Here is a 24532-nt window from a genome sequence, read left to right as displayed (position 1 = left end):
TTCGCCGCCCGGCCGCTTCGCGCCCAATTTCGGTCGTTCGGGCAGGCGCGGTCCACACTGGACGCAAGATTTTCATGTGGTGTCGAAGCTGTCGAGCAAAGTTAGCGCCCAGTAACTAACTGCGTTGCAACAAAACGTGGCGCGCCCGGCCTGTGGGTGACCGGGCGCGCTGGCGGGGGCGGGCGACCCCGCTGTCCGGGTGGAGCGCCCGCACCCGTTACTTCGAGGCCTTCTTGATCTCGCCCTTGCCCATTGCGGATATGAGGGCATGGCTCGAGCCGGTGAAATTGGTGGCCGGGAGCGTCGCAGTCTTGTCGCCGACCTTGACCAGCACTTGCTGGACGACTCCGCGCGAGGTCGATCGGACCGACTGGATGGTACCGATCAGCTTGCCCCGGACATCGGTTACCGGCATCCCAGGCGCGACCGGGACGGCGCCGCTGCCACTGGCCGCCGCCGATCCGGCAATCGCCAGCGTGTTGGAGCTCAGCGATCCGGCACCATTCGCCGCACCAGAAGCGGTCGCCGAAATATCGGGCGCGCTCGGCACCGCGTCGCGGCCGCGAGCCAGGACGTTGCCCGCGGCGTTGCGGGTACCCCCCGCGGCGTTGCCGGTGCGGTCGCGAAGGTTCGAGACCGCATCGCGCGATCGGCTGACGGCATTGCGCGCGGCGCCACGGACGGCGTCGGTCCCGATCAATTGAGCGTCGGCGCTACCGCCCGCATTGCCAGAGGCGGAGCCGCTGCCGCCGATCGTGCGATCGCCGATCCGCGAGCTGTCGGAGACAGTGGAATCGAGCGAGCTTTCGTTCGACGCCTTCGCGCGGCCCTTGCGCGCATCGACATTCTTCTCGGTGCGGGTCGAGCCGCGCACGGTGCCGCCGGTGTCGCTGGTGGTAGGCAGACGGCGCATCGAACTATCGAGCGATCCGTCGAGCGAGCCTGTGCCCGCGCCGCCCAACCCGCCGAGACCGCCGCCCAGATTGCCACCAAGACCGCCGCTGCCACCGAGCAACTGTGCGGAAGCCGGCGAGGCGGCGAGCGTGAGGGCGAGGAAGGCGGTCGTGCCAAGAAACTTGATCATGTCGGTTCTCCAAAAATGTCTGGCATCAGGAGAACGACAGCCGGATCGCATTTAATCCCGGTCGGCAAAATTATCGCGTTACCGGGCAGGCGTCCGGCAGCTTTCACAAAGCACGCCGCGGCCAAAATTCTTGTCCCAGCCCCTCGGGCCCAGATCGCGCGCCTCCGCGTCCACGCGCGCCATGGCTGCGCGGCGTTCCGCAGGGTTCAAGAGGGGATAGAAGCGGGCGATGGTCGCAGCGACGAAAGGTGCCGCGAAGGATGTTCCTCGCACGCGCATCGTCCGCCCAGCCGCTCCCATCGCCAGCATGTCGGCCCCCGGCGCCGCATAATCCAGGTGCGACGCTCTTCCGGCCTCGATCAGCGCGCGACCGCGTCCATCGATGCCGGTGACCGCAATCACGCCCGGATAGGAAGCCGGATAGGCGGGCGGGGCCGCCGGCCCGTTATTACCTACCGCCGCCACGATGGTGACGCCTCGCGCCTGCGCCGCCGCGACGATGCGCGCGAGCACCGAGTTCGGCGGGCCGACCAGGCTGATCGTAACCACGCTCACCCGCTTCTCCACCATCCACGCGATCGCCTTGGCTATGGCGGTCGCGTTTCCTCCGGCAGGATCGCTTCCATAGACGTCGGCCGAGGCAATACGCGCACCCGGCAGCCCCCCGTGCACCACACCCGCTCCCGCGATCAGAGAGGCGATGGCCGTGCCATGATCGTTCGCCCTGGGCGCCCCTGCGGCAAAACCCGACGACAACGCCGCGCCCGCGACCCCGCCGTCGATCACGCCCACCAGCGGTCCGTTGCCCGTGCAGATCGGTGCTGGCGTGCCAGCTACCGCGCCGCTTGGCATGTAGATCTGATCGGCGGTGACGTCGTTTGCGCCAAGCTTGCGGATCTCGCGAATCATCTGGCGCAGCGATCTTCCCCGCGGTCCTTCGAGCCGCGCGACGCCCACACCCAGCACATCCTCGCGCTCGATCACGCGGTAGCCCTTGACGATCGCCGCGGCGATCAGGGCATCGCTCGGATCGGTCACCACCACTTCGCCCGCACGCGCCGGAAAGCCGTCTGGATCGAGCGCGATGCGCTCGGGATGATCGCGCACCAGTTGCGCGGCCACCATGCGCCGTACTTCCTCGAGCCGGCGTGCGGCACTGCCGGTCACCTCCTGCACCTGGTCGCCGACGCGGCCGATCGTCTCAGGCATCGGGAGCGGCAATTGGGGCAGCTGCGGCACCAGCTGCGCCTGTGCGGGCCGCACCATGGCCGCGGCAATCAGGCCGGACAGAAGCAGCAACCCACGCATCGCGGTTCCTTCTCGCACAAAATTGCACTTGTGTGGATTAAACGGCACGCGCCATCCGTTTCATCCGCAGCGAAGGAATTTGGGCTTGGCCGCATTCGAGAACGATCTGCTCGCGCTACTGCCACGCTTGCGGCGGTTCGCGCGGACGCTCGTCCGCGATGCGGCGGATGCCGACGATCTCTGCCAGGTGGCGCTCGAAAAGGCGCTGCTTGCGCGGGCATCGTGGCAGCCCGGCACCAGGATGGATAGTTGGATGTACCGGATCATGCGCAACAGCTGGATCGACACGACGCGCAGTCGGACCCGTTCCGCGCGCACCTTCGTCGACGCGGAAGCCGGGCTGGCGGTCGGGGCCGATGGCGGTGCGGAGGCACGCGTCGCGCTTGGCGAGGTCGACGCCGCGATGCAGGCTCTGCCCGACGAGCAGCGCGAGGCGGTGGCGCTCGTGCTGGTCGAGGGGCTGGCCTACAAAGAAGCCGCCGAGATCCTGGACATTCCGATGGGCACACTCACCTCGCGGCTCGTGCGTGGCCGCCAGGCGTTGATGGCCAGGCTGGGGGAAGCGGCATGAGCATCGAACCCGAGATGCTGATGGCCTATGCCGATGGCGAACTCGATCCAATCGAGGCCAAGCGCGTCGAGCGCGCAATTGCGGCGGACCCGTCGCTCGCCGCACGGGTCGAGCAGCACCGCGCCGTGCGCGCCCGCCTTGGTGCCCATTTCGCGCCCGTAGCTGAAGAACCAGTTCCCGACCGCCTCGCCGCGATCCTCCAGTCTAACGTCGTCGGCTTGCCGGGGCGCCAGCCCAGGCGCATTTTGCCAGCCTGGTCGCGCTGGGGCGGCGCGCTCGCTGCCTCGCTCGTCCTCGGTCTCGCGATCGGCCATGGCTGGCAGGATAGCGGCATCGTGCGCAGCCAGGGCGGCCAGATCTATGCCGACGGCACGCTCGCCAAGGCGCTTGATCGCCAGGTCGCCGTGGCGCAGGGCGCGGTGCAGGTTCCGATCAGTTTCCGTAGCAATGCCGGCCAATATTGCCGCGTGTTCACTTCGCCCGCCACCGACGGCATCGCCTGCCGCGACGCCGAGGGCTGGCTACTCCACCAAACCCGCGCGGGCGCGGCCGGCGCGAAGACAGACTATATGCAAGCCGGCTCGACCGACCCCGCGCTCATGGCGGCGGCTCAGCAGATGATGGCAGGCGATCCGCTCGACGCGGCCGCAGAAATGAATGCGCGCGCTGCTGGCTGGCGGTGACAGTTCGAGAGCGTCCGGAGCCGTGCGGATGCTAGCCGATCGGGCGGCAGTTACGGCTGCTTTGAGCCCCATTGCGGTCGTTCCGACAAGATTTGGCGCCTCCCTAAAGCCGCCGTTCGCTCATTTTCCTGACTGCGAGGTGCCAGAATCGCAGAGTCTGGGACTTAACTGCCATTCCGATGGCGGCCGCGAACGACACTTTCCGGCAGAGCTGACCTTTAGACGCCATCGCCATCGCCATCGAGCATCGTCAGCAGTCGCCGCGCATTCCACGCCTCACGCAGGATCAGACCCTCGTTTAGCAGTTTGTGGAACTCGGATTCGTCCAGCGGTGCGGAAAAGAGATACCCTTGGCCCACGGAGCAGCCCAGCGTCCGCATGATTGCGCGTTCCGCCTGCGTCTCAATGCCCTCCGCTACGACGCGGATGTCGAGCGCGGCACCGAGCTTGACGATACTCTCGACAATGACGCGCTTGGCCACGCTGTGCGCAACGTCATGCACGAAACTTCGATCGACCTTGATCTCGCTCAGCGGGAAGCGCTCGAGATAGCGCAGATTGGAATAGCCCGTGCCGAAGTCGTCTATGGAGATACCGATCCCCAGACGTCGCAGCTCCTCGAACGCGCGGCGAATATTCTCCGGCTCGGTGACCATCAGGTTCTCGGTGAGCTCGAGCGTCAGCCAGTCAGCGTCGCAGCCGGTTTCGTCGAGGACCTGGCGGACAAGGGCCACCATGTCGCGCTGCATGAATTCCATGACCGATACGTTCAAGGAGAAGCGGATGGGCGTGCGGCGGCCTCGGTTGACCTGCGTCGCATACGCAGCGAGCGTGCGCAGACCCCAAGCGCCGATTTCCAGGATCGCGCCGGTTTCCTCCGCGATCCCAATGAAACGGCCAGGCGGCTGCAGTCCGAACGCGCCATGGTTCCATCGCAGAAGCGCCTCGGCGCCGACCAGCTGTCCGGTGCCGAGATCGACTTGCGGCTGGTAGTGAAACAGCAGCTCCTGGTTGGCGACAGCAATCTGCAACTCGCTTGCCAGCCGGGTGCGGTTGCGGGCATCGCGCTCATCTGCGGCCACGAACGCGTGCGGTGGATACGCCGGCGTGGTCTTTGATCGCTGCAGCGCGGCACCGGCCTGCCGAACGAGCTGAAGCGCGTCCGCGCCCACCAACCCCAGGGCATAGCCCGCGGCGAACTGAACCGCCAGGGACGCCCCTGGAAGGACGAAGCGTGGCTTTAGCAGTTCAAGGACATCCTCGACGACTCTGTCAGAGCGGCGCGGATCGCTCATTTCGAATGCAAGGGCGAAGCTGTTGCTCCCCACGCGTGACACGGCAATCGCTGGAAGTGTTGCCAGACGCGCGGCAGCTGATCGAAGCAGCGCGTCGCCGATGTCATACCCAAAGCCGTTATTGACGTCGTGGAACTGGACGATGTCGACTTTGACCACCAGCAAGGCGGTCGCCGCCGGCGCTTCCAACGCCGACAACCTGTCGAGCAGGCCATAGCGGTCGAGCAAGCCGGTCAGGCGATCGACACCCGCCGCCTGGGTCACATCACGAATCAGACCGACGAAATGGGTTACTTCCCCCGCTTCGTCGCGAAGCGGCGTGAGGCGCAAAGCGTTGCGGAACAGGGTGCCGTCCCGGCGGTAGTTGCGCAGCGTCACCGAGCAGGGGCGGCCCTCGGCCAGAGAGGCCCGAACTTCGGCGATTTCGGGCTGCAGGCGGTCGCTTCCCTGGAGATAACGGCAGTTCTTACCGATGGCCTCCACCGCGGCATAGCCGGTGATCGCTTCGAATGCAGGATTTACCTGGACGATAGGCTGGCCCCGCAAGCGCATGTCGGCGATCAGAACGCCGTCTGCACACTGCGCCATGGCGAGGGCGGCAGCGGATGCAGGCGGCGGTGACACGCCTGCCGGCGTCTCCACGAGTAGACCCGCGCGCTTCGAGATCCAGAATTTCATGGTCGCGTCACTTGCGCCTCTAATTGCGGGGGCCGGCGCATCAGCCTGTCCCGAGCGACATCGTCTCGCAGGGCACGAGCCCCGCCACGAAGGCGATGTGCAGTGCCTGCGCCAGCGTACGGGCCTTGAGCCGGCCCATCATGCCAGCGCGATGAATCTCTATCGTTCTGGGGCTTATTCCCAGCATGAGCGCGATCTGCTTGTTGGTGCAGCCGGCGACCAACCCTGCCAGCACATCGCGCTGGCGCGGGGCAAGACTATCGACCCTGGATCGGCATTGCTGCGCCAGACGTGCATACGCCGCGTTCCGGTCTGTGTCAGCGCGTGGGGCCGGGTCCGATTTTGTCCGGTCAGGCCCACCCGATCCCTCGACCGACCGGTCGATAGTTTCCGGTGTTCCGAGACTGCGTCCCGAGAATTTCGTTGCCTTACGCTCGGCGGATTGAACTAGCATGTCATGGTCTCCGGACACGACGATGCAGCCATGACGCCAACACTTCAATTTAGACCAAGCGGCGTTTCAGGACGAAATGGCGGCGCTTTCGTCTTCGCTTAAGTTCCCTGACCCCGTCGTCTGGAACCGCGAGCGATACTGGAGCGGCGTAATGCTGATCCTGCGCAGAAATGCTCGTCTGAGCGTCGTAGTCGAACCGAAGCCGGAGGCATAGGCAATCGCCTTGATTGGAGCCGAGCTGTCTTCCAGCAGTCGTCGCGCGATATCGACCCGGGTCAGTTCGACATAGGCGGCCGGGTTCATGCCTAGCTCGGCGCGGAATAGCCGGGATAGGTGACGCGGACTCACGCCAGCCACTTGGGCAAGCGCTTCGAGACCCAGCCTCGCACGCGGGCTTTCAAGGATGTGCAGCCTTATCCGGTCGATTGGACTGGTGGCCGCACTTTGCGCAGTCAGAATATCGCTGAACTGCGACTGGCCGCCGGGCCGCTTCAGAAAAACGACCAGCCGGCGTGCCACCCAGAGAGCCAGGGCCCGTCCGTGATCCTCCTCGATCAGCGAAAAGGCGAGGTCGATGGCCGCAGTCACCCCGGCGGAGCTGAACACCGGCCCGTCTCGAACGAAAATTCGGTCGGGTTCGACCTGGATTTCGAGATGTGCCGCGGCAAGGCGTTGGGCGTACTGCCAGTGGGTTGTGACGCGGCGCCCTGACAGCAGTCCTGCATCGGCCAGGAGGAAGGCGCCTGTACAGGTCGAGCCGTATCGACGGGACTGCGCGGCTTGCTCCCGCAACCAGCGCGCGACCCGGTCGCTGGGAGGAAGCGGAACTCCATAAGGTCCAACGACGATCAACGTGTCCGAAGGCTGCATCGCTGTTTCGACACCCGCGTCCGGGACGAACACCAGGCCTGATGCGCTTTCCATGGGCGTGCCTTGCTCGGTCACCAACTGAACCCGATAGGGCTTTCGGGATTGGGCCTTGCAGTTCGCCTCGAACAGCGCGTCTCGCACGCCGGCAACTTCGAGCAGATGCACGTTGCCAGGTGCAAAGATCGTGATGAGCATGGCTCGTGCTGGCTCCGCGGCGGCCCAAGGCGCCGATTATTCAGTCGAATACGCCTCCTTGTTCTGATTGCCTAGCGTGACGGTACCAAGGCCGCCCTTCGGCTCATGAACAGGCAGCGCCGCCCGCCTCGACAAGCCGTCCGAATATCGACAGTTTTATCACCTGCTGTCGGGGGCGCCTTATCGGACAGCATCAGATGTGATCCGCCCGGAATCGGGTTCGGCTCCGCCTCGTTGCCGCGGACGGTTCGCATTGCCTGTCCGGGTGCGATCATCAGGCGACAGCTCTCTGACGAAGGTCCGTTTCCAATCGGAATTCGCCCATGAACAATTGACCGGCCTGCTCCTCACGGACGTGCGGCAGCAGGATCTGCCAAGTGCGAACAAGGTCGCCGAGAGACGTCGCCCGCATCTTCCGCATCACCTGGCTGCGGTGCAATTTCACCGTGACCTCGCTGATACCGAGATCGAACGCGATCTGCTTGTTGAGCCTGCCGCGTGCGACCTCGGCCAATACCTGGCGTTCGCGTGGCGTCAGCGTGGAAAGCAGCTCGAGACCTTGTCGGGCGACCGTCGCATTTGCTCGCCGGGCAACATCCCGTTCGATGCCCGCCGCAACCGCGTCGAGCAGATCCTGCTCCCGAAACGGCTTGAGTAGAAAATCGATCGCGCCCGCCTTCATCGCATTGACTGCCATCTCCACATCTGCGTGGCCGGTCAGGAAGATGATCGGTCGCCCGTCGCGCCGTCGCGCGAGCTCGCGTTGCAGCTCCAGGCCACTGCCTCCCGGCATCCGCACATCGAGAATGAGGCAGCCGGGTCGGTCGGGGATGGATGCATCCAGCATCGCGCCGGCTGAGGCGAAGCTCGCCGTTTCGATGTCCATCGATCGAAGCAGGTCGTCCAATGCCTCGCGCACCGCGGGGTGATCGTCGACGATCACGACCAACGGGGTTTCGGACCTTCCGGCGCCGCCGGTTGCCGGGCCCGGACGATTGTCGCGCGGGAGTATGGATAGGGGAGAGTTACCCAAAAGCATTGCTTGTTCTCCGAACTCTTTTTGCGGATGCGGCAATGCTCTCACGGCGCTGACGGGGATGGCATCCCGAGTGCGACTAGCTGCGGCTCCCTCGATCGGGGGCGCGGGGATCGAGCCGGATGACGCGACGGCCGAATAGCTTGGCATCGATCGAATAGGCGCCGGGCCCGAGCAGGGCGAGCGCCGTGCATCCGCCGATATGCGCAATCACAAGGAGCCCGAGATTCTCGTTGGCCAGCGCTATATCGATGCCGGCCGCCATGGCGAGACACAGTGCCGCTGCGCGCGTCGCCAGCCCCGCCGACAGCGCAAAGGCGATCAGGATCGATATGATCAGGCCCCCGCCCGCGATGAGGAAGTGTGATGGGAGACGCGCGATCAGGGGAAACGCGATCAGCGCGTCGGAGCAGCGCAGCAGCAGCAGCGCGACACCGGCGACGCCATCAGGGTAGCGGAACATGAATTGGGCCATCGTGCGAGGATATCGGCGGGGCGGTGCGCCGCTAACCTTCGATACGGGGGTGTTCCGATCCCTCGTTCGGGGGTATGATTCCATCGGCTTCCGACGAACAAGTGCGCCTTGACTTCTAGCCGTGGCGGAAAGCCTGCGGGGAATGGCGGAGACGGCTTGCGGTTGATCAAGGCATTGTTCGGAGCGTTGCTGCTTCTGCAGGCTGCCGCCGCCTGGGCGCTCGATCCTAACCGCCACATCCCACAATATAAACACACCCGCTGGACGACTGACGAGGGCGCTCCCACCGCAATCCTCGACATCGCCCAGGATGCCCGGGGTTTCCTGTGGCTGGGCACCTCGGTCGGCCTGTACCGCTTCGACGGCATAACCTTCGAGAAGATCGAGGTTCGCGGTGCTGCCCGTGATCCTGGCGCCGCAACCGATGTCCTTGTCACACGCAGCGGCGACATATGGACCTGGTTCCGCACGGCGCGGCGTTTCGCGGTCTATCGCGCCGGCGAGCTGCACTTCGTTCCTACGCCCCCGCTCGTAGGAACCCTGGGTCAACTGGCCGAAGCCCCTGACGGCGCCATCTGGGTTGCGATGGGCCAGATCGGGATTCCGCTCGTGCGGTACCATCAGGGGCGCTGGGAGCGCTGGGGCTCCGAACGCGGGCTGCCGCGCGACTCGTTCTACCGGTTTCTTTTCGCCGCCGATGGCGCGTTATGGATTTCCTACACGGGATCGGTTGTGCGCCTCGCCCCCGGCGCGGCGCGGTTCGAGACCATTTACCGATCCGCGCCGCACGGCGCGGGCATGATCGCGGCCGATCGAAGCGGCCGGATATGGCTGTCCACGCCGGGTGGCACTTTTCCGATTTCAGGTCTCGGAGGTCGACCGGAAGCGGCTTTCGCGGGAGTCCGCTACCCGACCAATCCCATCGAGCGGCGCAGACGGATGGCGTTCGACCGTGACGGTAATCTCTGGATCGCGCGATTGCAGTCCGGCGTGGAACGCATTCGAGCGGCGAACCCGCTCGGTCCGGCCACTCTTGCAGCCGGTGCGCGCGCAATCGAAGCCTATGCCGCAAAGGATGGCCTGACCTCGGACGCCGTCAACGCCCTGTTCGAGGACCGCGACGGGAATCTGTGGATGGGCACCACGCTGGGCCTCGATCGCTTCAGGCCCGCGAACGTGGTCGCCGAGCCACTGCTGAAGACCCCAGCCGCCTATGGGGACATCTTGTTCAGCGCGTCCGATGGGAACGTCTATGTCGCGCAGGCCAATACGACCTACCGGATCCGGCCCGGTGGCGACCCGGAGCCGCTTGTCGAGCACACGACCGAACCCTATGCGATCTGCGAGGCGCCGGACGCGACGATCTGGATCGCCTATACCGACCGCATTCTCGGTGTGGGTCGCCGCGGCGGCATCCAGCGCCTTGCCCTGCCGGATGGCGTCGAAACCCTACTCTATGCCTGCGCCTTCGATCGCCGCGGCGATTTCTGGCTTTCTGCCGGCAGCAGCGGCCTGTTCCGGCGCGCTGGGAATGGCTGGCAAGCGATGTTCGCCTCGATCGCGCCAACCCCCTTCTACCCGAACGCACTGGTCACCGACCGGGAACGCAACCTGATCCTGACCTGGGCCACGGACAGCGTGGCGCGATTGGATTCCGAAGGCCGGCCACGAATTCTGCTGGCTCCGGGCACGCGAGCCGGGGAAATCGATTCGATATACGCCGTCGGGGACACGCTGTTCGCAGCGGGTGAAACCGGACTCGCGCGGATCCGACAGGGTAGGACCGACTTCGCCTCCTATGACCGGATACCGGCGCTGAGCGCGATGAACGGCTTCGTCCAGACGCCGCGAGGGGAAAGCTGGGCGCTGGCGCAAGCGGGCATCGTCCGCATCGCCACGCGAGACCTCGACCGCGCCTTCGCTGATTCCGGCTTCTCGCCGCCCGCTTTGGTGCTCGACTCTCGGGATGGCCTACCCGATTTCTACGCCCGCCAGAGCCGGCGCTCGGTCGTCCGGGGCGGAGACGGCAGGCTGTGGTTCGCGACGCTGGCGGGCACGGTCTGGGTCGATCCTGGCCATCTGCACCGCAACCCACTGCCGCCGGGCGTCGCGATTACTTCGATCGACGTGGACGGCCGCCGCGCGCGCGATCCGCGCATGCTCCGCTTGCCGGAAGGCGCATCGGACATCGAGATCCGATACGCGGCAACCAGCCTCGCGATTCCCGAGCGCGTCCGCTTCCGCTACCAGCTGGAAGGATATGACAAGGCTTGGATCGACCCGGGCCAGCGCCGTCAGGCTTTCTACACCAACCTTGCGCCCGGCTCGTACCGGTTCCGCGTCATTGCCGCCAATGAGGACGGCGTATGGAACCGGAGTGGCGCGGCGTTCGATTTCGAAATCCCGCCCACCTTCCTGCAATCGCGCTGGTTCCTGGCGCTTTGCGTCGGACTTGCGGCACTGCTTCTCTGGGGACTGTACCGGCTTCGCATGGCCCAGGTCGCTGGCCGGATTCGTGCCCGCCTGGAGGAGCGGTTGGGCGAGCGTGAGCGAATCGCGCGCGAGTTGCACGACACGCTTCTGCAAAGCGTGCAGGGCCTCATCCTGCGCTTCCAGTCGGTGGCCAACAAGATGCCCGCCGACGAACCAGCGAGAAACCTGCTGGAAACCGCGCTCAAACGCGCAGACGATGTCATCGTCGATGGGCGCAAGCATGTGCGCAACCTGAGGATCGCAGAGGGTTCGAACGACCTACGCAGCATTGTAGAGAATTTGGTCGGGACGGCCGGGTTCGATCCGCCGATCCCAGTGCGCATCGTCCTCGAAGGCAAGCCACGCCCCGTGCATCCCCTTATTTCCGCCGAGATCGGACGAATCGCGGGCGAAGCCCTGTTCAATATCGCTCGCCATGCCGAGGCGAATTCGGTCGCCGTCACGATCAGCTTCGGCAGCCAGCTGCTCGTTGTCCAGATCCGCGATGACGGCATCGGCATCGCCGAGGAGATAGTGGCGCGGGGCGGCAAGCCGGGCCACTACGGACTGGTCGGAATGCGCGAGCGCGTGGAGCGGATCGGTGGCAGTTTCACGATCGACAGCCATCCCGGGAAGGGCACCGAGGTGACCGTGACGCTCGCTGCTCGGCTGGCCTTTTCCGACGAGACGCCGCGCCGCTGGAGGCTGTCTTCGTTCTTCCATTTCCGCAATGAAGCGTCCCATGTCTGATCCGAACGCGCGGCCGATCCGCATCCTCGTCGTCGACGATCACCCGCTGCTGCGCGAGGGCGTTGCGTCGCTCCTCGAGGATCGCGACGACATGTTGCTCGTCGGCGAGGCGCGGGACGGCGCCGAGGCACTCCTCCGCTTCCGCGAGCTGCAGCCCGACGTTACGCTGATGGACCTGCAAATGCCTGGAACGAACGGCCTGGAGGCAATCAAGGCGATCCGGGCCGAGCATCCGGGCGCGCGCATCCTGGTTCTCACGACCTATGATGGAGACGTTCAGGCCGTGCGCGCCCTCAAGGCAGGCGCGATCGGCTATCTGCTCAAGAGCAGCCTGCGCACTGAAATGATCGATGCGATACAGGACGTAAATCGCGGGCGCCGCCATATTCACCGCGATGTCGCCGAAGAGATCGCGGTCCACGTGGTCGACGAGACACTGAGTGAACGCGAGGTAGCGGTGCTGCAGCTTGTGGCAATCGGCAAGGCGAACAAGCAGGTGGCGTGGGAGCTCGGCTTGGCCGAGGAAACGATCAAAGCCCACCTCAAGACGATCTTCGCCAAGCTCGACGTTGCAGACCGGACTCACGCTGTAACGATTGCCGCGCGCCGTGGGATTATCGAGCTCTGAGTGCTAATTGCATCCTTCCCGCAACTCGGGATGGAATGCGTCCGCATCGGCGGAATGGCATCGGAGCGGCCGGGCCTCTTTGGTCGCGTTCTGCAATAGTGAATGCCATCCCGCGCTAGCGGGTCATTGTCCGGAAGCGGCAGTCTCGATAAGCGCTGCAACCTCATCCGGATGAGACACCATCACCGCATGTGAGGCCCCCTCTACGACGACGGCCTTCCGCGCATGCGCACGCTCGGCCATGAACTTCATCACGGCCGCGGGAATATTCCGGTCGGCGGTCCCGTAGATCATATACGACGGCAGTGTCTTCCAGCTGGCAATGCGCGATGGCTCGCCCAGCGCGGATAGCTTCACGGGACGCTGGGTGGCGGCCATCGTCGCTGCCTGCGCTTCAGCAACGTCGGCGGCGAACTGGGCGCGGAATTTCTCGGGGCGAATGTAGAGGTCCTCGTCACCGTCCGGCAGTGCGATCGCTGTCAGACTGTCGCCCAGGGTGCTGCCCGGAAATTTCGCGGAGAGCGTGAGGCTCGATTCACCGGTCTCGGGCGCGAAGCCGGCGACATAGACCAGCGCCTTCACATTGGTGTTGCCGTTGGCCGCGTCGGTAATCACCGGGCCGCCATAGGAATGGCCGACCAATACGACCGGCTGCTTGATCGACTTGACGAGACCCGAGACGGCGGCGGCGTCGCTAGCGACCCCGCGCAACGGATTGGCGGCCGCAACAACGGTGTAGCCACTTTTCTCGAGCCGGGTGATGACCGCATCCCAGCTCGAGGATTCGGCGAACGCACCATGGACGAGCACGATCACCGGTTTTTCCGGCGCGGGCGCGGTTTGAGCGACGGCGGTGCCCGAAAGAATTAGCGCGGCAGAGAACAGCAGGGTGAAAATGCGCATGGGGTATCTCCTTGGTGGGTCTCAGCTGACGCGCTGGGGATGGATCGACGGCCTCAAAGGAGCGCCATGCCGCCATCGACGCGCAGGTTAATGCCGGTGACGAAACTCGACGCGTCGGAAGCGAGAAAAAGCGCGGCGTTGGCGAGTTCGTCCGCCTGTCCCATTCTGCCGAGCGGGATCGCGGCAGCCATCGCTTCGGCGAAGGAACTGCGCTGCTCGGGCGGCACGCCAAGCTTATCGAGGATCGCGGTGTCGGTCGGCCCGGGGCTCAACACATTCACGCGAATCCGGCGGTCCTTGAACTCCAGCGCCCAACTACGTGCGAACGCGTTGATCGCCGCCTTGGCCCCGGCATAAACCGCATGCCCGTCGAGCACCTTTTCGCTGGCGAGCGAGCCGGTCAGTACGATCGCGCCGCCGTCGCGCAGAATCGGTGCGGTCTTCTGGACACCGAAGAATGCGCCTCGCGCGTTGATGCCAAACTGGGCATCGTATTCCGCTTCAGAGACCTCGGACGAATGCCGGATCGTATTTATCCCGGCATTTGCGACGTAGATGTCGAGGCCACCGAACCGTTCCGCGATCTCGTCGGCGACCAGGCCGTGGAAAACCGGATCGGCGACGTCGCCGACAAAGCCCGACGCACGGTCTCCGATCTGCCGGATCGCTTCTTCGATCGCATCGGCGCGGCGACCGGAGATCAGCACCCGGGCACCCTCGGCGGCGAAGCGCTTGGCGATGGCCAGACCGATGCCGCTGCTACCGCCCGTGATAAGGCCGATCTTGTCGTTGAGCAGGGACATGGTTCGGTTCCTCCAAAGCTTTCGCCCGAGAAATATTGAAACCGGAAAAGGCTCGCGACCCGTGCACAGGTCGAGGCCAACCCCGACCAAGGGTCAAGTAGACCCAGGGGCTTCACGCACTGAGGACCGAGATCGAGCCGGAAAGGACAGAGGATCCTTTCCGATGGTGCAATGGCGGACTGCCCGATCGGAGGACTCGATCCTTGCCTCGAGCGAGAATGACCTCTGCCGCCGCGCAGATGCGCTCCCGGTCGTCCGTCGGTCATATGGCAACCCGAGGGCTCCGCCGTGGTCGTTGGAGGAGCTTGGGGAGCCGTGTTAATCGGACGTGACAGGGATGATGAACGCAGGGGTTTTTCCGATTTCACCCTCCGGCCGACGAAATGGCAGTCGAGTGTCCAACCTGTCCGGCGCTTCGAAGCGAACGAGCGACGAGGTGAAATGATGGCAGCGCCGATCCGTATCCTGCTGCAAACGATGATTCCGGCAACCACGGACGATTAGAACATCGGGCTGAGCGAAAAGTGGGGGGGCCTTTCCGCCCAGCCCTAAGTCCCGCAGGCATTCCTCTCGGGGCCTGGCATCCATTATGCACCCGAACGGCCGGATGCGAACTCGGCCTTTCGGGATCGACCTATGGGACAGTTGCCCGATCGGGGCGACAGGACGAAAAGGTCGCCACTCGCGAAAGGGCCTTGGGAGCCGTCGGGCTGAGCGAGGCGCGGGTGCAGTTCGCCCAGCCCTTGGTCCCGCGAGGCAGGCTCTCGGGGGGCCTGGCACTGTTATGGACGAAAATCGCCGGCCGCGATCTCGGCCTTCGGGATGGACCGGAAGGACAGTGCGAGCGCGCGCCCGGCTTAGCAAAGCTACCTCGCAACCAGGTGCCCCAATGGGCGAGGGGCAAGCTTCAGGATTGCGTGGCCGGAACGGACTGCGGCTTGCGACAAATCCCGGTCGGGTTGCCGCGATGACAGCTTTGCGCCCAGTTGCGGTCGTTCAGCGCTCCGCACCCGAAACCCTAAAACAGTCATTCGTCCGGTCAGCCCGGACTTCAGATCCCAATCTATCTGGCGCGCTGGCGGTCGGATTATTCACTTGATCGGCTGCGCTTTAGGAAAATTCCACCGACCGACGCGCCCTTCAACAATACCGCCCGACGCCAGTCCTATTTGTGTAGGCCGGTGCGTGTGATATGGATTTGGCCGCAAGAGATTCGGCAGGCCTAGTGTCTTAGCCCCGGACGAGCGTCGCTCCCGCTGGACAGTCCCCGTTGGAAGAACTCGTTTATGAGAACCTTCCGGACAATGCTGCGCCTCGGGCTGGCTCGCGTGAGCGGCCCCAGAATGGCGACGGTCTCGACCCACCTGGGCGGGTCGGTGCAAATCAAGATCGCGAAGGACTTTGAAGCCCTTTCCGACGCGGCGCGGACATGACCGCAGCAGCGGGAGAAGTCAGGCGCAGGCTGACGGTTGACCGGGACACATTCGCCGACGGTCTGCATTTGCTGGAACGGGATTCCGTAGAGAGCGCCGCAGCAAGTCTCGACAGGCCAAGGGTTCTGGTCGACCTGATCCGCCCCGACGACCTGCTCGCGCTGTCGGTGGAAGCGGTTGGCTGTGAACTAGGGGAGGGTGATCCGCCCCAGCTCCGTCCTGTTGACGGTGAATCCGACGCCATTCTTATAGTGAGGTTTCCGTTCCAGCACCTGGGCGAAGAGGCCTTTTACGAAGGGGGCGTCGTCCTCGTTGCCGACGAGTTGCATCCGGATTTGAAGCCCTTGCCAGATTTGCGCGCGGGCCCCGCCATGCGGCCGCAACCGCCGGTGGGCGCGCGCGCGGCGTATGGGACCCGGCTCGTCTTCCGCATCCCGCCCGACGATCTGATTCCATTCTCCACCGCCGGCATCCTGGCGGCCATCACCAGGCTTGAACCTGTCGTCCACAAGCTGGCCGTTCCCGGATCGATCCCTGTCAGGGCGGAGGGTTCGGGCGGCGGCGCCTATCTGATCCCATTGCCCGGAGGGCTGGTGGGGGCGTTGGGGGGGATCACGTTCGTCGTTCGCAAGGGGAGGGCGAACGAACTCCGCGCGTTCGGTGCGCCCGCCGTTTCCGACGCGCTTGGCACGATAAAGTTCGACGCGGCCGCCACGCGCCGCACAAGGCGCCTGCTGCGCGACAGGTTCGCCATTCTCGACTCCTCCGTCGCCGCACCGGACGCGCTGCAGGCGCCCCTGGAAGTGACGCTCGGCAGGGATCGCCTCGCCGTGGATTCAATCTTCGGCAAGGCCGGGCTGGTCGCGCATCGAACGCGGGCTCCGCGCCCAAGACGCAAGCTCAGCTATCGGCCCGGCGACCTCGAAACCGCGATCGAAGCGCCCTATCGGCTGATCCTCTCGCCCAGCACCGAGGGCAGGTGGGCGCACGCGCTGGAGCCGGTCAGGCCCTCCAAGGACGTCGACCATGTCGAGCTCTGGCATACCCGGCTCGGCGAGGTGAAGGCCGCACCCGATGGCGGCGAAGTCGTCGACGAACGGAATCCGGGGCGGCGTATCGTCCGCGCCGTCTGGGCCCGCGACCGCGACCGACTTCCGGCATCGGTCTGGCAAGACGCCACGTCGCCGTTGCCGGCGCATTCCAACACCGACCCGTTCCGGATGTCGCTCGATCCTGCGGATCGGCACATGATCGTTCGCCAGACTGCCGAAACCCTGATCGGCGACCACGGGCGACCGATCGAGCCCACGCCGTTGGCAGCCGACGCGCTATGGCTTTCCGGCCTGGGCGCCTGGCTGAGGCTCCACGGCAACTGGAATACCCGGCCTTACTCGGACGCGGAAATCCGATCGATCCTCGCGCTCAACTATGTCGCGCCGCTTGGACGAGACCAGCATGTTGAAGTGCTCTATCCTGGCTATCTCTACCCGTTCGGCCACCGAACCGCGTTCGTCAAAATCACCGATAGAAAGATGAAGGCGGCCTCGCCATCCTTGGCGGCTCTCTATCAGCGCAAGATCCTGGTCATCAGCGAACCGCTGCGAACCTATCCCGATCAGCTCCACCTGCCCTTCACGCAGGTGGAGATCCGTCCGCTCATCACGCCCCCGCTGGACGATCCCGGTGCGGCGCAGGACAAGTTCTTCTGGCCGACGATAAACGGCGCGTCATTCCTCTTCGAAATTCGCGCGCTGGACAGGGAGGCGCGGCAGCAGAGCTTTCCGATGGCGCTGCTCTGGGTGCCCGAGCACAATCCGAATTTCGGCATGATCGATGATACTTACGCCAATGACGACCGTCGCGCGGTGCAGACATTCGGCCAGCAGATCGCGTTCGCCCAGGCGCGAACCTCGGGTGACACGACCCTCCCCACCTCGACGATCCGCTTCCTCGGCAAGGCAGGTGCCGGAGGGTCGCAGCCACGCATGAGCAGCGCGGATGTGGTAATCCCGGCGGTGCAACAGCTATCGCCGACGGCGCCGATCCCGATCGCCTATCATCCCAAATACAAGAGCAAGGGTTTCACCGGTGCGGACAATTCCGCCGAACTCTGGGCAAGCGTACTGGTCGCCGGCGAGGTGACACCCGAGCATGCGAAGGATCCGGTCGTCGCGCTTCCGCAACTGCGGTTCGGTCCGGGGGGCGCTGGCAGCGATCGGAGCGGTGGGTTCGTGGCGCCGAGCATGCCGATCAGGGGTATTTCCCGCGTCGTCGGAGCCGTCGGCAGTGTCGACGACAAGATGGCGAAAATGACCTACGATCCCAAGACGTTCTTCGCGGGATCGAGCCCCAAGCTTTTCGGGCTGATCGACCTTTCGGACATGACCGTGAGCGTCGACAGCGACCTTCTCAAAATACCGAAACTGGTCTCCGAAGTCGTCAGTCGGGTGGAGGCCCTGATCGACGATGTCGGGCGCGCCGCGGGCGATCTCGCCCAGGCCATCGCCGAGGCGCAGCGCAGGATGGCGGATTCGGTGGGCAAGCCCGCCGACTGGGTCGCAAAGGCCCAGGCGGCACTCGACGCCGCGAACGACGCGCAGGGCGAATTCACCGGCGTGCCCGAAAAGCTCACCCAGGCGCTCGACATGATCCGAGGCGAGGGGAAGTCAGATGCGGCCAAGCTCTTCATGGATAACCTGCGCGCGCAGGTGGAAAGCAGCGCCAAGCGGTTCGAAGACCTGGCGGACAAGCTCCCGCTGTACATCGGCAACGTCCTTCGCTCAGTCGCGAAGGTCCTTCGGACCGCGGTCGGCGACTCGATCACTCTGGTCGAGGACATGTACCGCTATGTGAACGGGCTGGCCGAGAGCGGCGTGCTCCTCAGAATTCGTTTCGAATGGAGGCCGCATCTCAAATCCTGGCCCAGCGAGACCTCCCCGCTGCTCAAGGTGAAGGAGGACAGCCTCGTCTTCTCGATCACGGCGCAGGCGGGGATGAACGGCCGGAACGAGATTTATGCGCTCGCGCAGCTCAGCGATTTCTCGCTGCATCTCTTCCCTGAAGCGGAACTGATCCGTTTGGTATTCGATCGCTTCTCCTTCAAGGCAGGCACGGGCAAGCCGGAGCTCGATGTCGTCCTGAGAGACATCGAGTTCCACGGCGTCCTGTCCTTCGTTGAGTCCCTCAAGGATCTCATCCCGCTGGACGGTTTCTCCGATCCGCCCGACATCTCCGTGACGGCCGACGGCCTGAGCGCCGGCTTCACGCTGGGACTGCCCGACATCGCGTTCGGCATGTTCAGCATCACGAACCTCTCGCTCGGCGCCGATATCCAGGTGCCGTTCTTCGGCAAGGCGATCTCCTACGGGTTGAGCTTCTGCAGCCGGGAGAGGCCGTTCACGATCGCCGTGATCATCCTGGGCGGCGGCGGCTGGTGCTCGATCCGGCTATCGGCCGATGGCCTCGACGTGCTCGAAGTCGGGCTCGAGGCGGGGGCATGCATCGCGGTCAATTTCGGCGTGGCATCGGGCTCGGTGTCCGCCATGCTCGGCATCTATATCCGCCTGGAAGGCCGTGGCGGATCGATCACCGGTTATTTCCGCCTGCGCGGCGAGGTGGATGTGCTCGGGCTCGTCTCTGCGGCGATCGAGCTCTATATGGCGCTCTCCTATCACCCGGACTGCGGCAAGCTCATCGGCGAGGCGAGCGTCACCGTAAACGTCTCGGTGATCGGCTTCTCCAAATCGGTTCACATCCACACCCAGCGCGTCTTCGCCGGCGCCAATGGCGATCCCACCTTCGCCGAGGTGATGCTGCTGGACGATGGCACGTCGCCGGCATGGACCGACTACTGCCAAGCATTTGCGGAGGAGTAGGATGGGGCGGGAATATTTCATCGTCTGCGCACTCCCCCACTCGTTGCAGGCGGAGGCGAGATTCCATGTCACGCTGTTCCTGTCGCCTACCATCAAGTCCGACGGGGACAGCCGGCTCGGCGATTGGAGGCTATTCCCGGAATGGGGAGATGTTGCCGCCGAAAGCCTGCGTATCGAACTCTTCGACCAGCAGGGCACTATCGCGTGCGACCGGATATTGGACGTGGTCGATCCGAGGCTGTGGATCCATATGTTCCCGGCCTCCACCCCGGTCAGGCCAAGCGGCATCCCGGATTGGTCGGCCCGGAAATGGCGCAGCTTTTCGGCACGCACCGTCCACGACATTGCCCGAAGCCTGCACATGGCAACGATCCTTGCGGACCCGGCGAACCCGCCGGACCCGCGCGACCATCCGCTCGCGGAGCCGCTCGAGCGCCTGATTGCGACGGAGCGATTCTACCACCAGGAAGGCGGCCTGAGGGCGGGGCGCCGCATCTATGACGAGACCCTCGCAACCAAGGCGTTCGACGCGATCGTGGAATCGCGGGAGTCGCTCGGGGCGATCGAGGCACGCATCGCGGACGAGGGGGATCCGCTCAAGCGGATCGCGCTCGAGCTGCATCGCTGCCGGCGATTCTACGAGCGGCCCGAAGCCGAATTGCCATACCGGGCCAATCCCATTCCGGGCACGCCCCCGCCGCCGCTTCCCGAGAACGAGGCAGAGTTTCACACCCGTTGCGGACTATTGGGCGACCAGCCCGCTTTGCTGCATCGCCTGGGTCTCGTCATCGACCTGAAGGTGGCGGATCCCGATCGCATGCGGTTGTCGCGGTGGCTCTCCGCCCGGGTGGCGGTCGGCCAGGATGAGTCATTCTGTCGCACGACCCGGGTGCTGTGCCACGCCGCCGGCGATGCCTTCACGAGCGTGCCGCGCACGACGGACTGGACCGACGGCGCGCTGCGCCTTGGAGACACGGATCGATTTGCCGTTCTCAACCTGGATGCGGATGGGAGCGCGATCAAGGCCGATCGCTTCCTTTGGACGCTGCCGCGCCTCCTTGCGGTCCAGGAGAACGGCGACCCCGTCAATGCCGCCACGCCGGCGCAGCGTTCGCCGGGCCTTACCGTGACAGGCACGCGCCAGGCGATCAGGATCCAGGGAGACCTGGAGCGTCAGGCCGGCCTGGCCCACGAGATCGATGCCGGTCATGTGCCCGAGCTGAACACCGAAGACATAGCCCGGGGCCTGCGCGTCGAGGTCTGGGACGACCATTCGCGCCGATGGGCCTCCCTGCACAAGCGCCTGAGCCACGCGTCGGTGAAAGGCTATGGCGAGGTCTATGATGACCTGGCGGAACAAGGCTTCATCCAGGGCACCGCCGCGCACGAGAATGTCAGGACCGAGGATTCCCCCGTGCATGTGCACGAGGCGCTTTTCGGCTGGGAGGGATGGAGCCTTTCCGCGCCAAGGCCGGGCAAGCGTGTCCGCCATGAGGATGGCGAAGAAGTGGTGGAGGACACGCCGCTGGATGCGCCACCCGCCACGCCGCATCCGTTCGAAATCCGTACGCGCGTGCGGCCGGACACCTTGCCGCGACTTCGCTATGGGCGCGCCTATTCTTTCCGCGCCTGGGCGGTCGATCTGGCGGGCAATTCCCGTCCGCATGATCTTAACCCGCCGAGCCTGGCGCTGGGCGACCTCCCGCCCGATCTGGGCCCGGCCTCGAGCCACGCCGATCCCGCCAATTTTGCGCGCCAATCGTTGCTTGGCGCGGCCCGCAACGCAGTGGCCCGGCGCACGCTGAGGGAAGCGGGCACCCCGGCGACGGGTTCGGTCGATCCGGCCGAGACCGAATCCCAGGAGATCGATCCCGCGGTGGTGGCCAGGATTCGACAGCACCGCTCGTCGACCATGACGGCAAGTGCCAGCTTTGCCGTGGCCGATCGTTCGACCCGGATATCGGCCAGCATCGCCCATGCGCTTGCGTCGACAGATACGTCGCATCTGACGCTTGGGCCGGAGCAGAGGCTGACCGAAGTGCCGAGGCTGATCGGGTCTCACCTGCCCGCGCTGGTCCCCGGCGGCGGTGGTGACGGAGCTTCGCTGCGCAAGGCGCTTCAGACCGTCACGCTGCCACAACCATTTCTGCGCTGGGAGCCGGTTTCCAGTCCCGCGATCGTGCCCAGGCGGCGCTATACCGAGGCGGAGTCGCTGCGGGTGCTCGTGATCCGCTCAGGGGTTACGCAGGATCCGGACACGCTTGCCATCTCGATCAGGGCGCCTGCCGACTATGCGCAGGATGCCGAGGCCATTGCGCCGGATTGCGGATACGGGGCCACCTGTGAACGGCATTTTGCCCCACCCAAGATCAGCCAGATGCAGGCCGAACTGCACGGCATGTTCGACATCGGCATCGGTTCGCCCTCCGCGTCGGACCAGCGCAAGATGCTGGGCTGCGCGTTGCGCTCGAACGGCACCTTCAACGATCTCGAGATAGCGGACATCGACAATCCACCGGCCATGATCCCCCAACCCGGCGTCTCGATCGTGCAGGTCAACCTCCCCAGCGAGGAGCCAAAGACTCTCCCGCTCAACCCTGGCGACCCGCCGGCGCCAGGGCAGCTCGTGATCCATGATGTGGACCAGCTTGCACTTCCTTATTTGCCCGATCCGATGGCGCGGGGTGTCGCGATCAGCTTTCCCGAAGCCGGGCGGGATCGTGGCCTTTCATTCCCCTACGGCACCGAGGGCTTCACCGCGGATTATGGTGGCACCTGGCCGGAGATCGAGCCCTACCGTTTCGTGCTCGAGGGCGGCGAAGGACTGTCGGGGAGCGTTGCCGGTTCGGTGATCACCATGCATTTGTCGGCGGGCGACACCCAGGTGATGCGGGTGGCCAGTGCCATCCCGCGCGACAAGCTCGACCTTTTGGGAGCCTGGAGAAGCCTCCCGAACGCGGTCCGCAACGACCCCGACGCTGCCGAAGCCGCGGCGGACGGCGCGATCTGGGGCTTGTCGCCCTTCGAGCAGGTGACGCTGGTGCACGCGGTCAATCGCCCGATCGAGATGCCGAGGCCGATCCGCGTCATTCCCATCCGTACCGAGGGCGCGACCAGCGCGATCCTGGCCGGAGCGGTCGACCTGCACGGTCCCAGCACCGGCACGCTGACGGCCGAGGCGCGCTGGAGCGAGATCGTGGACGACCTGACCCTTCCGGGTGTTCAGGAGCGTCAGGGAAGCGCGACGGCGTTTCAAACGACGATCGGCATGCGCGAGGACATAGCGATCCTCGGCGCTGCCGACGCGGAAGTCACGCTGCCCGACCTGGGTGCGCTAAAGGTGCATAGGGCCGTCCATGAGTTTGGCGACACCAGGCACCGCATGGTCGAGTATCGCTTCCGCGCATCGACACGCTTCCGCGAATACTTCCGCCTGGATCTGCTGAAGGGCGAAGCCGGCATTCCCCCTGGCGACAAACCGGTCGACGACGGCCAGAGCGTGGTCGGACCGAAAGTCGTGATCTCGGTGCCATCTTCGGCGCGGCCGGCGCCTCCAATCGTTCACTCGGTCCTGCCGCTGTTCCGCTGGACGGACGAGACCGAGCCGGAGCAGCCCATGGGCCGTCGCCGGACCCGGCGGGCAGGCGTGCGACTGTACCTTGATCGCCCCTGGTTCTCGAGCGGCGACGGAGAACTGCTCGGCATCCTGCTGGCCAACGGCGGCGATGACACGGCATATCCACCGATGGAGGACGCATCGGGGTTCCCGTTCGTCAGCAAATGGGGCGCCGATCCGATCTGGGAGGCTGGGGAGGTGCAGCAGCGGGCCTTGCCCGTGCTGCGGCTCGACGATCTGCTGCACGAGGCCGGGTTGGACGATCGCGAGCGGCCCGCGCGTCCGGTCGCGATGGCGCGCCAACTCCCGCTTGCCGCGGTCGCCGGCCGGCCCGTCGTCACCGTTCTCGGGTATCGGCCTCAGTTCAATCAGGAGCGTGGACTATGGTTCGTCGACGTCGCGCTCGATCCGGGCGTGCAATTCTGGCCTTTCCTTCGCCTTGCGGTATGTCGCTACCAGCCTGACAGCATCGCCGGCTGCCACTTGTCGCAGCCGGTCCAGTGCGATTTCGTGCAACTCCCACCGGAACGCATGGCATCCGTCAGCCGGACCGATGATCGCCACGTCCGTGTTGTCGTAAGTGGTCCGGTTGGACACCGTGGAGAGGGTGACGCAAGCTCCGCCGAGATGACCGCGCTGGCCGCCGCCATTGGAAGCAACCGCCGGGTGATCGCTCGCGTGCAACGGCGCGATCCACTTATCCCGACCGATCTCGGATGGCGCACCATCTCCGTCACCAGGCTCGCGCTACGCGGGCAGCAGCTGGATGGGCGAGTCGCGTCGTGGGTCGGCGAGCTTGACGCGGGCGAGGCGGTGCCGCTCGTGAAGCCAGGCTCGATCGAGAGCGACTGGCGAGTGGCGATAGAGGAATGGGAGCTGATCGAGGCGGATCCCCTCTTCAACGCCGTGCGAGGGCATCAGCGTGTCGCCACTCGGATGGAGCGCAGGCTGGTCTATGCCGACAACGTCATGATTTGAGTTTCGGCTTAGTGTCTTCAGCGGCTCTATCGGCTCTGACCGGCGGCGGCGACCAAAGCGATCCCATGAGGTTTCTTTTCTATCGCCTTTGCCAAATGAATCTGTCGGCCACCGACGAATATCCGCGGTTGTAGGACAATGCGTTAATGGCGGCTTTTTGGCATTCGGCCCCAAAAGCGCACCGACCGCTAGCGGCCAAAGCCGGTCCCTCCGGTCTGCCCCTATCGAACGGCTGCAAGTGGCCGTTTGCGGACGGGCAGCTTTCGGGAGCCGGACGTTGGAAAGCGGACACTCGTGATTTGAACGCTGGAACGTCAGCTACCGCCCACTTGCGGACATTGTCCGCGGCTTGCGTGATGCCCGAAAGCCGCCGTCGTCTAATAGCGGTCTTTGCAAGCACTTTATGGCGGCAGGCGTTGTATGCC

General features: G+C 65.2%; 15 protein-coding genes. 6 read left to right on the top strand and 9 right to left on the bottom strand.

Annotated elements, in window-relative coordinates:
- Positions 1 to 217: 217 nt before the first annotated feature.
- Together IAG41_RS22570 and IAG41_RS22565 are read right to left on the bottom strand one after the other, a co-directional pair.
- Positions 218 to 1084 carry a hypothetical protein gene (locus IAG41_RS22570; protein WP_187730956.1) on the bottom strand — a complete coding sequence of 289 codons (867 nt, stop codon included), beginning with the start codon at positions 1082 to 1084 and terminating at the stop codon, positions 218 to 220.
- Positions 1085 to 1162: 78 nt separating this feature from the next.
- Positions 1163 to 2392: a S8 family serine peptidase gene (locus IAG41_RS22565; RefSeq protein WP_187730955.1), complete on the bottom strand. Its 1230-nt coding sequence runs from the start codon at positions 2390 to 2392 to the stop codon at positions 1163 to 1165.
- An 85-nt stretch (positions 2393 to 2477) separates the two neighbouring features.
- Between IAG41_RS22565 and IAG41_RS22560 the strand changes: the two genes are divergently transcribed.
- Entirely contained in the window at positions 2478 to 2963 is a 486-nt protein-coding gene (locus tag IAG41_RS22560; protein WP_262408852.1) for an RNA polymerase sigma factor, read from the top strand.
- Positions 2960 to 3646 (top strand): anti-sigma factor family protein, encoded by a 687-nt coding sequence (locus IAG41_RS22555; protein ID WP_222950845.1) that lies wholly within the window; start codon positions 2960 to 2962, stop codon positions 3644 to 3646. Before IAG41_RS22560 ends, IAG41_RS22555 begins: the two co-directional genes overlap by 4 nt.
- 218 nt (positions 3647 to 3864) lie before the next feature.
- On the opposite strand, the gene IAG41_RS22550 is transcribed toward IAG41_RS22555, so the two are convergent.
- The 5 genes from IAG41_RS22550 to IAG41_RS22530 all read right to left on the bottom strand — a co-directional run bounded on the left by IAG41_RS22550 (position 3865) and on the right by IAG41_RS22530 (position 8637).
- Positions 3865 to 5619: a putative bifunctional diguanylate cyclase/phosphodiesterase gene (locus IAG41_RS22550; protein ID WP_187730953.1), complete on the bottom strand. Its 1755-nt coding sequence runs from the start codon at positions 5617 to 5619 to the stop codon at positions 3865 to 3867.
- A gap of 40 nt (positions 5620 to 5659) precedes the next feature.
- A complete protein-coding gene (locus tag IAG41_RS22545; protein WP_187730952.1) occupies positions 5660 to 6073 on the bottom strand; it encodes a response regulator transcription factor in 414 nt (137 codons plus the stop codon).
- 66 nt (positions 6074 to 6139) lie between these two features.
- Positions 6140 to 7138: a GlxA family transcriptional regulator gene (locus tag IAG41_RS22540; RefSeq protein ID WP_187730951.1), complete on the bottom strand. Its 999-nt coding sequence runs from the start codon at positions 7136 to 7138 to the stop codon at positions 6140 to 6142.
- Between the two features lie 274 nt (positions 7139 to 7412).
- The gene (locus IAG41_RS22535) at positions 7413 to 8081 is read right to left on the bottom strand and encodes a response regulator transcription factor (RefSeq protein ID WP_316251212.1); all 669 of its coding nucleotides are present in this window, start codon (positions 8079 to 8081) and stop codon (positions 7413 to 7415) included.
- Positions 8082 to 8253: 172 nt separating this feature from the next.
- Positions 8254 to 8637, bottom strand: coding sequence for a hypothetical protein (locus IAG41_RS22530; RefSeq protein ID WP_187730950.1), 384 nt, complete (start codon positions 8635 to 8637; stop codon positions 8254 to 8256).
- Between the two features lie 168 nt (positions 8638 to 8805).
- Here IAG41_RS22530 and IAG41_RS22525 point away from each other — a divergent pair, with 168 nt between their 5' ends.
- Both IAG41_RS22525 and IAG41_RS22520 read left to right on the top strand, forming a co-directional pair.
- A complete protein-coding gene (locus IAG41_RS22525) occupies positions 8806 to 11871 on the top strand; it encodes a sensor histidine kinase (RefSeq protein ID WP_187730949.1) in 3066 nt (1021 codons plus the stop codon).
- Positions 11864 to 12499 carry a response regulator transcription factor gene (locus IAG41_RS22520; protein WP_187730948.1) on the top strand — a complete coding sequence of 212 codons (636 nt, stop codon included), beginning with the start codon at positions 11864 to 11866 and terminating at the stop codon, positions 12497 to 12499. The genes IAG41_RS22525 and IAG41_RS22520 overlap by 8 nt, the downstream gene beginning before the upstream one ends.
- 123 nt (positions 12500 to 12622) lie before the next feature.
- Here the strand turns inward: IAG41_RS22520 and IAG41_RS22515 are convergent, their stop codons facing one another.
- Both IAG41_RS22515 and IAG41_RS22510 read right to left on the bottom strand, forming a co-directional pair.
- On the bottom strand, positions 12623 to 13402 hold the full coding sequence (locus tag IAG41_RS22515) for an alpha/beta fold hydrolase (protein ID WP_187730947.1): 780 nt from the start codon (positions 13400 to 13402) through the stop codon (positions 12623 to 12625).
- A 53-nt stretch (positions 13403 to 13455) separates the two neighbouring features.
- Positions 13456 to 14205 carry an SDR family NAD(P)-dependent oxidoreductase gene (locus IAG41_RS22510; protein ID WP_187730946.1) on the bottom strand — a complete coding sequence of 250 codons (750 nt, stop codon included), beginning with the start codon at positions 14203 to 14205 and terminating at the stop codon, positions 13456 to 13458.
- A gap of 1804 nt (positions 14206 to 16009) precedes the next feature.
- Between IAG41_RS22510 and IAG41_RS22505 the strand changes: the two genes are divergently transcribed.
- A complete protein-coding gene (locus tag IAG41_RS22505; protein WP_187730945.1) occupies positions 16010 to 19513 on the top strand; it encodes a hypothetical protein in 3504 nt (1167 codons plus the stop codon).
- A gap of 1 nt (position 19514) precedes the next feature.
- On the top strand, positions 19515 to 24107 hold the full coding sequence (locus IAG41_RS22500; RefSeq protein ID WP_187730944.1) for a hypothetical protein: 4593 nt from the start codon (positions 19515 to 19517) through the stop codon (positions 24105 to 24107).
- Positions 24108 to 24532: the final 425 nt, after the last annotated feature.

The sequence above is a fragment of the Sphingomonas sp. JC676 genome, from assembly GCF_014489075.1.
Taxonomy (GTDB): Bacteria; Pseudomonadota; Alphaproteobacteria; order Sphingomonadales; family Sphingomonadaceae; genus Sphingomonas.
This window is presented reverse-complemented; position numbering and strand designations above follow the sequence as displayed.

Coding starts and splice junctions, on each gene's coding strand:
- IAG41_RS22570 (WP_187730956.1), bottom strand. CDS start 1,084: ATGATCAAGTTTCTTGGCACGACCGCCTTCCTCGCCCTCACGCTCGCC.
- IAG41_RS22565 (WP_187730955.1), bottom strand. CDS start 2,392: ATGCGTGGGTTGCTGCTTCTGTCCGGCCTGATTGCCGCGGCCATGGTG.
- IAG41_RS22555 (WP_222950845.1), top strand. CDS start 2,960: ATGAGCATCGAACCCGAGATGCTGATGGCCTATGCCGATGGCGAACTC.
- IAG41_RS22550 (WP_187730953.1), bottom strand. CDS start 5,619: ATGAAATTCTGGATCTCGAAGCGCGCGGGTCTACTCGTGGAGACGCCG.
- IAG41_RS22545 (WP_187730952.1), bottom strand. CDS start 6,073: ATGCTAGTTCAATCCGCCGAGCGTAAGGCAACGAAATTCTCGGGACGC.
- IAG41_RS22540 (WP_187730951.1), bottom strand. CDS start 7,138: ATGCTCATCACGATCTTTGCACCTGGCAACGTGCATCTGCTCGAAGTT.
- IAG41_RS22530 (WP_187730950.1), bottom strand. CDS start 8,637: ATGTTCCGCTACCCTGATGGCGTCGCCGGTGTCGCGCTGCTGCTGCTG.
- IAG41_RS22520 (WP_187730948.1), top strand. CDS start 11,864: ATGTCTGATCCGAACGCGCGGCCGATCCGCATCCTCGTCGTCGACGAT.
- IAG41_RS22515 (WP_187730947.1), bottom strand. CDS start 13,402: ATGCGCATTTTCACCCTGCTGTTCTCTGCCGCGCTAATTCTTTCGGGC.
- IAG41_RS22510 (WP_187730946.1), bottom strand. CDS start 14,205: ATGTCCCTGCTCAACGACAAGATCGGCCTTATCACGGGCGGTAGCAGC.
- IAG41_RS22505 (WP_187730945.1), top strand. CDS start 16,010: ATGCGGCCGCAACCGCCGGTGGGCGCGCGCGCGGCGTATGGGACCCGG.
- IAG41_RS22500 (WP_187730944.1), top strand. CDS start 19,515: ATGGGGCGGGAATATTTCATCGTCTGCGCACTCCCCCACTCGTTGCAG.